The organism is Paraglaciecola sp. L1A13 (assembly GCF_009796745.1).
GTDB lineage: Bacteria > Pseudomonadota > Gammaproteobacteria > Enterobacterales > Alteromonadaceae > Paraglaciecola.
The window spans coordinates 4044454-4058689 of sequence record NZ_CP047024.1; the positions used below are offsets into that span (position 1 = coordinate 4044454).

The following is a 14236-nucleotide window of genomic DNA, read 5'->3' on the forward strand; positions in this document are numbered from 1 at the left end:
ATTAGCCAGCTGTCGCCAATACAGCTAACGACAACTGCGCAAAACTTAATCCTGCTTGCTTAGCCGCCAAGGGTACTAAGCTTTTTTCTGTCATACCCGGTACCGTATTCGCTTCAAGCAAATAAAATTTACCTAGCATGTCCTGCATAAAATCTATTCTTCCCCACCCAGCCCCTGCAACTGCGTCAAAGGCATCTAAAGCAAGCCTAGCTAACGTGGTTTCTTGCTCTTGTGACAAGCCACTGGGGCAAAAATATTCAGTACTATTAGACTGATACTTTGCCTCGTAATCGTAAAAATCTCGTGGTGTCGACATGCTGATCGAGGGTAAGGCTGAACCATTGAGTAGACTAACGGTATACTCTGAACCTTGGATGAATTGTTCCAACAGCACTTTATCGTCATATTCGAAAGCATGCTGGACCGCAGCGGCGAGTTGTTGCGCATTTGAAACTTTGGCCATACCGATGCTCGAACCTTCTTGCGCAGGCTTAACCATAACCAGATTCCCTAAGCGGTCCATTATAGCCTCGCAACTTGTCGCATCAAAGTCTCTTTTATCGGCTATTTCATAATTGGCGGTTGGCAATCCCAAGCTCTGCCAAACTTGCTTACTACGGATCTTATCCATACATAATGCTGAGCCCAATACACCTGTTCCTGTATAGGGAATGTTCAACTGCTGGAGTGCGCCTTGCAATGCGCCATCTTCACCGCCCCGACCATGTAGCATAATCAGAACGCGGTCAAATTTTTGCTCTACCAAATTATGCAAGTTGCGCTCAGCAGGATCAAATCCATGAGCATTAACGCCTGCTCCAACCAGAGCATCAAGCACAGCTTGGCCAGAACGTAAAGACACTTCACGTTCAGCTGAGCGACCGCCAAACATCACGGCTACTTTGCCAAAATCTACTACGGGAATATTGGTTATTAGGTTATCTAAGTTCATTTAGACCACCCTTTACTTAACACATCTTTGTTCAGCTTTAAGGCTTGTAACTGCTTGGCAATTTGACCGATATTGCCAGCGCCTTGTGTCATCAACACATCTTGATCGGCTAGATTGTCCGCTAGCAACCGCGGCAACTCGTCTTTATCTGCTACATAAATAGGCTCGAGTTGACCACGCTGACGGATAGAGCGACAAAGAGATTTACTATCTGCCCCATCGATTTTTTCTTCACCCGCAGAATACACATCAAGCAACAACAACACGTCCACTTGAGACAACACACGCACAAAATCTTCATATAAATCATGTGTACGCGAGTAACGATGAGGCTGATACGCCATAACCAAACGTCTGTCTGGCCAATTATTGCGTGCAACTGCGATAGTGGCTTCCACTTCAGTAGGGTGATGACCGTAATCATCTACCAGCAGCACATCCCCGTCGCCAGTGGCAAAATCACCCAGTATTTCAAAACGACGACCAATACCTGAAAAGCTCCCTAAAGCATCTTTGATAGCACTATCGTCAATTCCTTCATCGCTAGCCACTGCAATGGCAGCAAGCGAATTAAGCACATTATGCTTACCTGGCACATTAACAGTGATTTGAACATCATCATGACCACTGCGTATTAAAGTAAATTCACTTTGGTTAAAAGTATGTTTAACGTTAGTAGCACGCACATCTGCTTGTTCGTTGTATCCGTAGGTGAGGTATTTACGTTTGATACGCGGCAGTAATTTTTCAATTACAGGATCATCGATACACAGCACGGCTAATCCGTAGAACGGTAAATTGTGTAAAAAATCGATGTAGGTGTCTTGCATCTTCTGAAAGTCGCCTTGATAGGTTTCCATGTGGTCAGGTTCAATGTTCGTCACAACCGACACCATAGGCTGCAAGTGCACAAAAGATGCATCACTTTCATCAGCTTCCGCAATAAGATACTGACTTGATCCCAAACGAGCGTTAGTACCAGCACTATTTAACAAGCCACCTATCACAAAAGTAGGATCGAGTTTAGCTTGCGCAAAGATTGTCGCAATCAAACTGGTGGTCGTTGTTTTACCGTGGGTTCCCGCTATGGCAATACCATGTCTAAAGCGCATGAGTTCAGCTAGCATTTCCGCTCGGCGAATAACCGGAATGCGCTTTTCATTTGCCGCATTAACTTCAGGATTAGTTGGGTCAATAGCACTTGATACCACCACAACATTGGCTTTCTCGACATTACTCGCTTGGTGGCCAAAGAAAATCGTTGCCCCGAGGCCCGCTAAACGATCTGTCATGCCATTCGCTTGGCGATCAGAGCCTGATACTTGATACCCTTCATTGAGTAATACTTCTGCGATCCCTCCCATTCCGGCACCGCCAATACCCACAAAATGGATATTTTTAATTCGGCGCATTTCTGGCACATGGTAATGAACTTTATCGGGTGCGATCATTGCGCTTTCTCCGCTAACAACTGGCAGCAATGAGTGACTCGTTGTACTGCATCTAATTTGGCTAATGATCGGGCTTTAAGGCCCACATCAATTAGCATGTTTGGTTTTGCAAGGCAGGCTTTCAACAAAGGCGTTAACCCGCCGTTAACTAATTCGGTTTGCGGGAGCAAATAAGCCGCCCCTTTTTCGACTAATGTTTGGGCATTTTTAGTCTGATGATCATCAACAGCATGGGGCAGCGGCACGAAAATCGCTGCTACGCCTGACGCTGCGACTTCAGCCACGGTTAATGCGCCTGCGCGACAAATAACTAAATCTGCCCATTGGTAGGCCTTGGGCATATCGTCTACAAATTCATCAACTGTCCAGTTAACGCTTTGACCTAACTGTGATTGATACAAGTCAGTTACAGATACAAAGTGCCCTTTACCGCACTGGTGGCGTACATTGATATTTGTTTGTTTCGCCAACGCTAAAGGTACATTTTCATTTAATGCTTTTGCGCCTAGACTGCCACCTAGTATTAATATATTAAGTACTTGCTGTGGCTCATAAATCATGGCTTGCTCAACGGACCCACTGCGTTTTATTTCGACGAAACCGGCACGCACAGGATTACCTACCCATTGATACTTTTCTTGCTGACTACCTTCCTGGTTTGCTGGCTGGCGAATACCTTTTTGAGCTTCAAAAGTAGCATCAAACCCCGTTAGTACTTTGCTCGCTATCCGAGAAAGCAGTTTATTGGTCATGCCTGGCACTGCATTTTGTTCGTGCAAGACTAATGGCTTGCCCATTAGCCAAGCCGCAACTCCGCCGGGGCCGCTAGCGAAGCCGCCCATACCAATAACTACATCAGGATTAACCTGCTTAATCACGCGCCTAGCTTGTAATACAGCTTTGATAATTTTAAATGGGGCTGCGAGTAAACGCAGTAATCCGTTGCCGCGCACGCCTGCGATATCAATAAAACTAATCTCAAAACCGGCTTTGGGTACAAGATCAGCTTCCATACGCTCGGCTGTGCCTAACCAATGAATATGCCAATTCTGTTCTTTAAGAGCCTGTGCTACAGCTAATCCTGGAAAAACATGTCCACCTGTGCCACCGGCCATAACAAGCAGCGTTTTAGACATAGCGGAATCAGACATTGTCGTCCTCCTGCTTAGCTTTCTTAGCGCGCGCTTTTTTGATATTTGTTTGGGTATCATCTTCGTCAAACATGTCATCAATATCGTCTTCGTCGACAACCGCATATGCTACGTCATCTAAAACGCTCGACACGTTTTTCTTCCCTGCGCTACTAGCAGATTTAGTCTGGGCTTTTGTTCTAGTGGGTTTACTTGGTTTAGGTTTTCCCTTGCCACCACGATCAAGAGCCTGAATACCCTCTACGCGCATTTCAAAATCAATTCGTACTAACAGGCCAACTGCAGCAGCCATAATAATTAAACTCGAGCCTCCATAACTCAACAACGGAAATGTTAAGCCTTTGGTAGGCAAAATCCCGGCGCTGGCGCCCACGTTAACTGCAGTCTGAAAACTAAACCAAATGCCTATTGAGTACGCTAAATATGCATCAAACGGCCGTTCATTTTGCAATGCCTTGTGGCCCATTTTCATCGCTTTTAATACGATGCACAGCATTAACGCTAATACCGTTGCTACTCCGGCAAAGCCAAGCTCTTCAGCCAAAATAGCCATAATAAAATCGGTATGAGCTTCAGGAAGATATTCCAATTTTTGTAAGCTATTACCTAAGCCCTGTCCAAACACGTTACCGCGACCATAAGCCATAAGCGATTGCGTTAGTTGGTAACCACTGCCGAAAGGATCTGCCCATGGGTCTAAAAATGAAGTAATACGTTTCATACGATATTCTTCAAACATAATCAAAAATGTCACGGCTAAACCGCCAGTGAGTGCTAACCCGAAGAACTGCCATAACTTAGCACCTGCTAAAAATAGCAAGCCAATGGTGGTGCACAACATCACGACCACGGTGCCTAAATCAGGTTGCATCAATAGCAGTACTGCAAAGGCGAAGAAAACAATTAAAGGTTTTATAAACCCTTTGATATTCTCTGTCACCTCTTCGTATCGCCTTACCAGATAACCAGCCAAGTAACAGAAGAAAAATAACTTAGCAGGCTCTGCGGCTTGTATGGTGATAGGCCCAATGACTAACCAACGGGTACTGCCATTTACGCTGCGGCCGATTAACAAAACGGCGATCAATAAGGCTAAAGCAACCAATAACAACCAGGCGTTACTCACCCGCCACCATTGCATAGGAATTTGCATCACCGTAAGCGCCGTCCCAATTGCCAGCACAATATAAATACCGTGGCGAATAGCAAAATAAAAAGGGTTATCAAATAAACGTGCGGCAACAGGCATTGAAGCAGAGGTGACAATAATCAGGCCAATAGAAAGCAGCGACAGCGCTAAAAGGATTAGGCTAACATCGTAGGGCCGCACGACAGCAGGAGCTGCATCATGCCGCTGGGCAAACATTGCGCGTAGCGGCATTGAAAAAGTAGACACATTCATGACTGTGCCCCTTTTTTATTCTGCGCTAGCCCATTGATTGCGACAACAAATAGCTCACCGCGCTGCTGATAATTTTTAAACATATCTAAACTGGCACAAGCTGGAGACAACATAACGGTTGCGTTTTTGTCCGCCAATTTATCGGCCAATTTCACCGCTTCATTTAAGCTTGATACCTGATGACTATTATTTTTTAACTTAGCCAGCGCCGGACCATCTTTGCCGAGAGTAATCAATTCGCTAACTTGCTGCTCAAAGTGCTCACGAAGCGGTTCAAAGTCAGCGCCTTTGCCGTCACCGCCCGCAATAAGAATAAGCTTACCTTTGCAAGATGGCGCTAAACCATCGATGGCTGCAATTGTGGCACCCACGTTGGTCGCTTTTGAATCATTGATCCAGCGTACGCTGTCAATTTTTGCCACTGTCTGACAACGATGCTCTAAACCAGCAAACGTTTTAGCGGCTTGTTTAACGGCATCCAGAGGAATACCCGCCAACATAGTCATAGCAGTAGCGGCTTGAATATTAAGCATATTATGCTCACCCACTAGCATGCAATCTTGACTATTAAGAAATGCTTTGCCGTCGAGCAGAATTTCGGTATTTTGTTTGTCCCAGCTCAAGCCTCGTTCACTGCTGCTTAAGCCAAACATAACATCAGGGTTGATAGTCATTGGCCAAGTTGACGCATCGTCACGATTACATACACTAAAGCGCGCATCGCGATAAACCCGCAGCTTGGCACGTTGATAACTCAACATATCGCCATGGCGATCTAAATGGTCGTCACTTAAGTTCAACATGCACGCTACGTGCGGGCGCAATGTATAAGTCGTTTCCAGTTGAAAGCTAGACAGTTCAAGCACGATAATCTCGCTGTCTTTATCTAATAGCTCAAGAGCAGGAATACCTATATTGCCCCCAAGCAGCGCTTTTTTGCCTGCAGCTAGGCACATTTCATAAGCTAAGGTCGCTACGGTAGATTTACCGTTTGAACCAGTCACAGCCAATACTGGTTTAGTGTTGAACATGGCAAATAATTCGATGTCGCCAATGACTTTAACACCCGCATCAATGGCAGTTTTGATTGCCGGCGTTTTTAAGCTTAGTCCAGGACTAACCACCAACATATCAGCTGCGCATAACCGTTTAACATCAAGTTCACCTAAAAACACCGGCACTTTTAAGGTTACACTCAAGTCAGCACGGGTATCCATGGCGCTCACATTTGCTCCTTTGGCAGACAAAAACGTCACGCAGGACAAGCCGGTCAAACCGAGTCCGACAACTATGATGTTTTTATTTACCAACGGAGTTGATGCCATTTACGTCGCTACCCTTTAACGTAATTTCAAGGTGGCTAAGCCAACCAAGACTAAAATGAGTGAAATGATCCAAAAGCGCACAATAACGCGCGGCTCAGGCCAACCTTTCAACTCGTAATGATGGTGAATGGGGGCCATACGGAATATTCTTTGACCACGCAATTTAAACGAACCGACTTGTAAAATAACGGACAAGGTTTCAGCCACGAATACACCGCCCATGATCACCAATACAATTTCTTGACGAACCAACACCGCAATAATGCCCAAGGTGCCGCCGAGCGCGAGAGAACCAACATCTCCCATAAACACCATGGCAGGATACGTGTTGAACCATAAAAATCCGAGACCGGCTCCTACAATCGCAGTACATACAATCACAAGTTCACTGGTTAACGGTAAATATGGAATATTGAGATAGGCTGAAAAGTTAATATTACCTGTGGTGTAGGCAAAAATAGCAAACGCGCCAGCGACTAAAACAGTTGGCACTATCGCTAGGCCATCAAGTCCATCGGTAAGGTTCACTGCGTTACTGGTGCCAACAATGACAAAGTACGTCATAACGATAAAAAACAAGCCCATTTGCGGCATTACGTCTTTAAAGAATGGCACTAACAATGCAGTTTCAGCAGGGTCTTGTTGACTGGCATACAAATATAAAGCGACTGCGATAGCGATCACTGACTGCCAAAAGTATTTCCAGCGTGCAATCAATCCTTTGGGATCCTTGCGCACAACTTTTCGATAGTCATCTACAAAGCCAATAATGCCATAACCCACAACAACGCTTAACGTTACCCAAACATATCGATTTGAGAGATCGGCCCACAATAAAACACTAATGACGATAGCAGCTAAAATTAATAGCCCACCCATGGTCGGCGTGCCAGATTTAGCCAAATGTGACTGGGGACCATCATCTCGAACAGTCTGACCGATTTGCATGGTTTGCAACCAGCGGATCATCCGTGGACCAATTAAGACCGCAATGAGTAAAGCCGTCAGCGTACTCAAAATGGCACGTAATGTTAGATACGAGAAGACTCGGAAGCTAGGTTCGTATTGTTGAAGCCAATCGGCCAATAACATTAGCATGCTATAAGCTCCCTAAACCGTTCAAACTTTCCCACGGGGGATACCTCCAAGGCTTCAACGACTAACTCCATGCGGGCACTACGAGAGCCCTTCACTAAAATACTAATGTCACGTTTCTCCGATGCTAATTTTTCGGCCAGCGCCGCTACTAATTCATTTTTATCACTAAAATGATGACCATTATTTTTGTATACATCACTAGCGCTTTGACTTAACACACCAAGACTGTATAAATCGTCAATGCCTTTTTCTTTGGCATACTCCCCCACTTGCTGGTGATAGAAGCGCGCTCGTTCGCCAAGCTCTGCCATATCTCCAAGTATGAGTACTTTGCGACCAGCAAAGCTGCCCAGCAAATCGATTGCGGCATTTACTGAGGCCACATTGGCGTTATAGGTGTCGTCTAATACTTTAACTTGTCCAGTTAGCTGTTTAACCTGCAAACGCCCACTCACTTGGGCCATGTACTGTAACCCGTCTTTAATATCTTGTAAGTTAGCGCCTACTTCAATCGCAAGACCCGCTGAAACAAGTGCATTACTCACATTATGTAGTCCTGGTAGAGGTAAAGAAATGGATACTTTACCTATTGGGGTCACCATCAAAAAGTCCGCACAACCGTTGAGTCCCATGACCACATCCTGAGCATAAAAATCTGCTTCATTTTGCGTTGAAAAGCACTGATTACGCAGGTGTTCGTATTTACCATGCCAAAACGAATAAAACTGACTGTCAGCGTTAAATATTGCGAGTCCGCTTTTGTCCAACCCTTTAAATATTTCACTCTTGGCTCGGGCAACACCTAATAGGCTGCCAAACCCTTCTAAATGAGCTGCTGCAGCATTGACTATGGTCGCCACGTCAGGCTTAACCAAATCAGTGGTGTAGGCGATCTCACCTAGATGATTTGCACCTAGTTCTACCACAGCAAATTCGTGATCGGCTTCAAGGCGCAGTAGGGTTAATGGTACACCGATGTCGTTATTAAAATTGCCATTGGTGGCTAACACCTTGCCCCTTCGCGCTAATATTGCGGCAACCATTTCTTTCACAGTTGTTTTTCCGCTACTGCCGGTAATCGCGACCGTTTTCGGTGCCACTTCAGCTTTTACGGCTTTACCCAGTAAACCAAGCGCAATTTTAGTGTCTTGAACCACTATTTGCGCCAAAGACGTATCAATTTTGTGACTAACAATTACCGCTGTCGCACCACTTAATCGGGCTTGTTCAACAAACTTATGACCATCAAAATTCGGTCCTCGCAAGGCAATGAATAAATCGTTGCTGTGGATATGGCGAGTGTCTGTAGTCACGCCCTGGATAATTGCGTTTTCAGCGATACTTTGCTCATTGCAAATAAGTTCGCCCTGCACCTGCTGCGCAATCCATACCAGTGAAACGGGGATCATGTGATGTTCCTCTCAAACAATTGTTGAACGTATTCTCTTTCATCGTAAGCAACCGTTTCGTTGCCAATAATTTGGTAATTTTCGTGACCTTTACCTGCCAGCAAAATAATGTCTTTTGGTGCAGCTAAAGAAAGTGCCTTGCTAATGGCGTCCTTACGCTCAAGTACCACGTGAATCTGTTCTGGGTGAATACAACCCGTTAAGATATCCTTGGCAATAGCTAAGGGGTCTTCAGAGCGACTATTATCATTCGTAATGATCGCGATATCCGCATAGGTTTCAGCTACTTCGCCCATTAGCGAACGCTTCCCTTTGTCACGATCCCCACCGCAACCAAATATTGCTATTAGACGGCCTTCACTATGGTGGCGTAATGCTAAAAGCGCTTGTTTAAGCGCGTCTGGCGTATGAGCATAATCAACCACAACAACGGGAGTATTTTCAGCGCTAAAGCACTCCATGCGTCCTGCTACAGGAACCAACTTATGGGCGACTTTAGCGATATCGGTCAGTGATTCACCCAAGCACAGTTGACTGGTAATCGCAGCTAGCACATTGAAAATATTAAACCGTCCCAGCAAGGCTAGCTGTATTTCACACTTGCCCCATGAACTCACCAGATTAAAGCGACAGCCCTGGTTAAAATATTCAATGTTCTGAGCCAAACACATATGCTCGGTCGTGGGTAAAATCAGACTGTCGTCATCGATACCATAAATGACTGGTATAACCTGCGACGGCATATGCTCAAGCCAATGTTTACTTTCATTTTCATTGGCATTTAATAAGGCAAATTTAAGCTCTGGTTGATTCAAAATCTCACGTTTTGCCTGAGCATAAGCTTGCATGGTACCGTGATAATCTAAATGATCGCGCGTCAAATTTGTCAGCACAGCCACGTCCATTTTCAACGCAGCAACACGTTGTTGTTCCAATGCATGAGACGACACCTCAAGAGCGACCTGCTTAACACCGTCGTGGGAAAATTGCGCTATAAGCTTATGCATGGTTATTGCATCGGGCGTGGTATTAAGGGTTTCAGTAAACGATGAACATCTCCCCTGATGATCAATCACGCCCGAACCTAATGTTCCAATTGAGGCTGACGACTTATTTAATAGCGCAGCCAACTGGCTGGTCAATTGAACCGTAGAGGTTTTACCGTTGGTACCTGTTACGCCTATCACTTGCAATTGCTTAGCAGGGTGACCATAAAACGCAGCAGCTAGCGCTGACAAATTCTGCGAAAGTGCGTAAAAATGCACAATCAAGGACTGCTCGCGCATACTCGTTTGACCGTGCTCTTGGGGTAAGTCACATTCGGCAATAATCACTTTTGCCCCAAGGCTAATCGCCTGAGGAATAAAATCACGCCCATCACGGACATGGCCTTTTAAGGCAATAAAAGCACTATGAATAGCCACGTCACGACTATCTAAAACCAAAGACTCAATCGTAATATCTGCGGTAGTAATGCCGAATTGGGCTAAAAGCGGTTGAATGCTCTGAGCCTTACTTATTTCATTCTGTGTGTTATCCAGCATCAGGCGTCCTCGTAATCGAGGCTAACGATGAAACCGTTTTATCATCAGGAGGCACGTTAAGTAACTGCAAGCTGTTCGACATAATTTTTGAGAATACAGGTGCTGCCGTATCCCCGGCGTAATATACGTCACCTCGAGGTTCATTAATCAACACGACGACGGCTAACTGAGGGTCAGATACCGGTGCTACGCCCGCAAAAATACTCACGTATTCTTCGCCATATCCTCCAGCTACCGCTTTACGACTGGTACCCGTTTTACCAGCAACACGATAACCAGGCACACTGGCCTTAGTACCTGAACCACCTTCGTTCACCACGCTTTCCATCATGGTGAGCACCTCTTTGGCGATATTTTCGCTAAGCACCCGCTCTTCAGGCACTTTTTGGTCGCTTTTTATCATGCTAAGTGGGCGCTTGATCCCGCCGCTACCTAATATGCTGTACATTCTGGCTATCTGCGCGGTAGTAACCGATAAACCATAACCAAACGATAACGTGGATAATTCAAACTCAGACCAGCGACTACGCTCATGGAATATCCCACTACTTTCACCAATTAAATTTGAACCTGTATCGCTCATCAAGCCCATGTTGTAATACTGATCAATTAAGAATTGCTTGGGAACGGATAGGGCCAGCTTTGACGTGCCCATATTACTGGACTTACGAATAATGCCAGTTAAGTCTAGTTTTCCGTAATTATGTGAATCGCGAACCATACTGCCGCCCACACGCATCCAACCTGGCGAAGTATCGATAACGGTATTCATCTCGACTGAACCAAATTCAAGGGCGCTTAAGACCGCAATCGGTTTGATAGATGAACCAGGTTCGAATGCATCAGTAATGGCACGATTACGAATTCTGTGGCCAGATACCCCACTGCGATTGTTAGGGTTGTATGACGGGTTATTAACCATTGCTAAAATTTCGCCGGTCTGTACATCTACCACCACAGCTGAAGCTGACGTTGCTTTGTAATATTGCACCGCTTTCTTTAATTCTTTATAGGCAAAAGCTTGAATCCGCTGATCGATAGTCAGTTGAATATTTTTAGGTTCTTCGCCGGCTTCTTGCTCTAAAATTTCTACCTGACGCCCTTTCCCGTCACGACGAATTTTACGACTACCAGGTGAGCCTTTTAACCAGGCATTATAGAGCTTCTCAACCCCTTCAATGCCCTGATCGTCCACATTGGTAAAGCCAATCAGTTGAGCGGATACTTCACCCGTGGGGTAATAGCGGCGAGATTCATCACGCAGATACACACCGCTTATCGACAACTGGTCAACATAATCAGCCATGGCAGGCGACACTTGTCGTTGAATATAGACGAAACGTTTTTTAGGATTTTTTACTCTAGAAATCAGCTTCTGATAATCTTGCCCTAACACATCTGCTAGTGCTTGCCAGCGACGCGTGTCTTGCAAAGAACCGTTTTCAACGATGGTTTTTGGGTCTGCCCAAATAGCCCTAACGGGTACGCTGACAGCCAATTTCTGGCCATTTCGGTCGGTAATCAAACCTCTATGCACGGGCATATTTTGCGTACGCATCGTACGATTATCACCCTGCTGAATAAGTAAGTCAGGATCAATTACCTGAATATAAACCGCCCGAGCAGAGAGTCCAACGAACACCAACATAATGACGCAAACCACGACCAAATAACGCCACTGGAGTCCAGTAGGCGCGATATTTTGCTTCGCTTGTTGGTTACGTTTTTTGTTAGTGTTCACGCGGCTCATTTAATTCTCACCACCACTTCTTCATCCGCATCAGGACGTCGCATACCCAACTGCTTGGATACCAAAGTTTCAATGCGGTTATGTTCGGTCAAGGCGCTTTGCTCAAGTATTAAGTTTCGCCACTCGACGTCGAGCAAATCTTTCTTCTGCATCAGGCGTTCAAGGGCAATAGACGCTTGGCGATTATGGTGTGACCCGAGGATCACGGCGCCGGCACTGACCAACAGTGATAAAAACAACAAAACCCGCACTGGATGGCGGGCTAGGTCAGTAAATAAAAAACCGACGAGTTGGAAGTTTGTATCTTGTGTACTCATAACTTTTCAGCAACCCTGAGAACTGAGCTACGGGCGCGCACGTTACGCGATAACTCATCGCTTGACGGTTTAGTCGCTTTGCCAATGGCCTTCATGGCTTTATGTGAATCTATTTCCTGTTGCATGATTGGCATATTATGCGGCACCTGCAAGCCACGGCTTTGTTCACGTATAAAACGTTTCACCAAACGATCTTCCAATGAATGGAAACTGATCACTGACAAACGTCCTCCTGAAACTAAGCTGTTGAGGGCCGCTTTCAATCCTGTACGAATTTCATCTAATTCACTGTTGATATAGATGCGAATAGCCTGAAAACTGCGGGTTGCAGGGTGCTTAAATTTATCTTTTACCGGCACGGCTAAATCGATTATGTGTGCCAACTGGGCAGTGGTCGTTATCGGTGCTTCTTGACGTGCATTCACAATACCGTGAGCAATACGTTTACCGAATTTTTCTTCACCAAACTCTTTTATTACTTGTGTAATATCTTGTTCTTCCGCATGCGCTAACCACTGCGCTGCACTTAGCCCTTTAGTAGGGTTCATACGCATATCCAATGGCCCTTCGCGCATAAAACTGAAACCGCGTTCAGCTTCATCTAACTGAGGAGATGACACGCCTAAATCCATCAAAATTCCATCAATTTTGCCATGTAAATTAAGTGATGTTAGTACGTCTTCCATCTCCGAAAAGTTACAATGATGAATGCTAAAGCGCGAGTCGTCGGCTAGTACTTTAGCTGACTCAATGGCTGCGGGATCACGGTCAAATGCAATAACCCGGCCTTCAGCTGAAAGCTGAGACAATATTTGCTTAGTGTGACCGCCGCGTCCAAAGGTAGCATCGAGATAAATGCCATCCGGTTTTATGGCTAAACCGTCAATGGATTCTTGTAAGAGTACGGATAAATGTGATGATTTAGTTGTCATTAGAGTGAGAAGTCCTGCAAGCGTTCTGTTAATTCGAAAGCTGCTTCTTGCTCAGTCGCAACATCTTGTTGTATTTGTTGTTGCCAGACACTGTGATCCCAAATTTCGAATTTGTTCAACTGGCCAACCAACATAATCTGTTTGTCTAAATGGGCATGTTCGCGCAAAGGCGCGGTTAATAGAAAGCGACCGCTTTTATCCATTTCACCTTCGGTTGCATAACCCAACAGCAAACGTTGTAATCGACGTTCGTGAGGATTCATACTCGACAATCGTGATAACTTAAGCTCAATTTCTTCCCATTCAGCAAGTGGGTAAAGCAACAAACAAGGTTGTTGGGTATCAATGGTGCACACCAGCTGCCCCTGACAATCATCCAGCAGAGACTGACGATACTTAGTTGGTATCGTTACCCGTCCTTTAATATCAAGATTGATTGCATTAGCGCCGCGGAACATTTCCCTAGCCTCTCATTAGTCTGTTACTTAATTTGAATCATTTTTTATAAAATATGAGCTTTAAGATCCACTTTTCGCCACTTTTACCCACGATGCACAGTTTAGGTACCTCATGTCTATCATGTCAAGGGATAAAGTTGGCAAATTAAGATTGCCCTAAGCCAGAGAATTCAAGGGTTAGACTAAAGTCACTGATAACTGAAAGGAATTCCAAAAAGTGACGCTTTTTAGCATCACCAGAGACTAAAATGACACGCAAGGATATCGTCAAAGCAAGCAATGCCGACTATTTTTCAATCACAAAAGGGAGAATAAGATCAAATATGTAAATAAAATGAGTTAAATTTGATAATTAATAATATTATAATATATATACACATATGAACTGATGCCGCATTTGGGATTGGTTCACCAGTTTGCTTATAATGGCTGTTCAAATAATACCAA

At 45.0% G+C, this 14236-nt stretch carries 12 protein-coding genes; all 12 read right to left on the reverse strand.

Annotated features, from left to right (window positions below; translation table 11 throughout):
* Position 1: 1 nt before the first annotated feature.
* Genes GQR89_RS17130 through mraZ form a run of 12 tightly spaced genes read right to left on the reverse strand, consistent with a single transcriptional unit; the run spans position 2 to position 13789 of the window.
* Complete coding sequence (locus GQR89_RS17130) at positions 2 to 952, reverse strand: D-alanine--D-alanine ligase (protein WP_158771170.1); 951 nt, start codon at positions 950 to 952, stop codon at positions 2 to 4.
* The gene (gene murC / locus GQR89_RS17135; RefSeq protein ID WP_158771171.1) at positions 949 to 2403 is read right to left on the reverse strand and encodes a UDP-N-acetylmuramate--L-alanine ligase; all 1455 of its coding nucleotides are present in this window, start codon (positions 2401 to 2403) and stop codon (positions 949 to 951) included. The genes GQR89_RS17130 and murC overlap by 4 nt, the downstream gene beginning before the upstream one ends.
* On the reverse strand, positions 2400 to 3554 hold the full coding sequence (gene murG / locus GQR89_RS17140) for an undecaprenyldiphospho-muramoylpentapeptide beta-N-acetylglucosaminyltransferase (protein ID WP_158771172.1): 1155 nt from the start codon (positions 3552 to 3554) through the stop codon (positions 2400 to 2402). The genes murC and murG overlap by 4 nt, the downstream gene beginning before the upstream one ends.
* Positions 3547 to 4956 carry a cell division protein FtsW gene (gene ftsW / locus GQR89_RS17145; RefSeq protein WP_158771173.1) on the reverse strand — a complete coding sequence of 470 codons (1410 nt, stop codon included), beginning with the start codon at positions 4954 to 4956 and terminating at the stop codon, positions 3547 to 3549. The genes murG and ftsW overlap by 8 nt, the downstream gene beginning before the upstream one ends.
* Positions 4953 to 6281: a UDP-N-acetylmuramoyl-L-alanine--D-glutamate ligase gene (gene murD, locus GQR89_RS17150; RefSeq protein WP_158771174.1), complete on the reverse strand. Its 1329-nt coding sequence runs from the start codon at positions 6279 to 6281 to the stop codon at positions 4953 to 4955. The genes ftsW and murD overlap by 4 nt, the downstream gene beginning before the upstream one ends.
* Positions 6282 to 6296: 15 nt before the next feature.
* On the reverse strand, positions 6297 to 7379 hold the full coding sequence (gene mraY, locus GQR89_RS17155; RefSeq protein ID WP_158771175.1) for a phospho-N-acetylmuramoyl-pentapeptide-transferase: 1083 nt from the start codon (positions 7377 to 7379) through the stop codon (positions 6297 to 6299).
* Positions 7373 to 8788 carry a UDP-N-acetylmuramoyl-tripeptide--D-alanyl-D-alanine ligase gene (murF, locus tag GQR89_RS17160; RefSeq protein ID WP_158771176.1) on the reverse strand — a complete coding sequence of 472 codons (1416 nt, stop codon included), beginning with the start codon at positions 8786 to 8788 and terminating at the stop codon, positions 7373 to 7375. The genes mraY and murF overlap by 7 nt, the downstream gene beginning before the upstream one ends.
* Positions 8785 to 10332 carry a UDP-N-acetylmuramoyl-L-alanyl-D-glutamate--2,6-diaminopimelate ligase gene (locus tag GQR89_RS17165; protein WP_158771177.1) on the reverse strand — a complete coding sequence of 516 codons (1548 nt, stop codon included), beginning with the start codon at positions 10330 to 10332 and terminating at the stop codon, positions 8785 to 8787. Before GQR89_RS17165 ends, murF begins: the two co-directional genes overlap by 4 nt.
* On the reverse strand, positions 10322 to 12082 hold the full coding sequence (locus tag GQR89_RS17170) for a penicillin-binding transpeptidase domain-containing protein (RefSeq protein ID WP_158771178.1): 1761 nt from the start codon (positions 12080 to 12082) through the stop codon (positions 10322 to 10324). Before GQR89_RS17170 ends, GQR89_RS17165 begins: the two co-directional genes overlap by 11 nt.
* The gene (gene ftsL, locus GQR89_RS17175; RefSeq protein WP_158771179.1) at positions 12079 to 12399 is read right to left on the reverse strand and encodes a cell division protein FtsL; all 321 of its coding nucleotides are present in this window, start codon (positions 12397 to 12399) and stop codon (positions 12079 to 12081) included. Before ftsL ends, GQR89_RS17170 begins: the two co-directional genes overlap by 4 nt.
* On the reverse strand, positions 12396 to 13331 hold the full coding sequence (gene rsmH / locus GQR89_RS17180) for a 16S rRNA (cytosine(1402)-N(4))-methyltransferase RsmH (RefSeq protein ID WP_158771180.1): 936 nt from the start codon (positions 13329 to 13331) through the stop codon (positions 12396 to 12398). The genes ftsL and rsmH overlap by 4 nt, the downstream gene beginning before the upstream one ends.
* On the reverse strand, positions 13331 to 13789 hold the full coding sequence (gene mraZ, locus GQR89_RS17185; protein WP_158771181.1) for a division/cell wall cluster transcriptional repressor MraZ: 459 nt from the start codon (positions 13787 to 13789) through the stop codon (positions 13331 to 13333). The genes rsmH and mraZ overlap by 1 nt, the downstream gene beginning before the upstream one ends.
* Between the last annotated feature and the right edge of the window lie 447 nt (positions 13790 to 14236).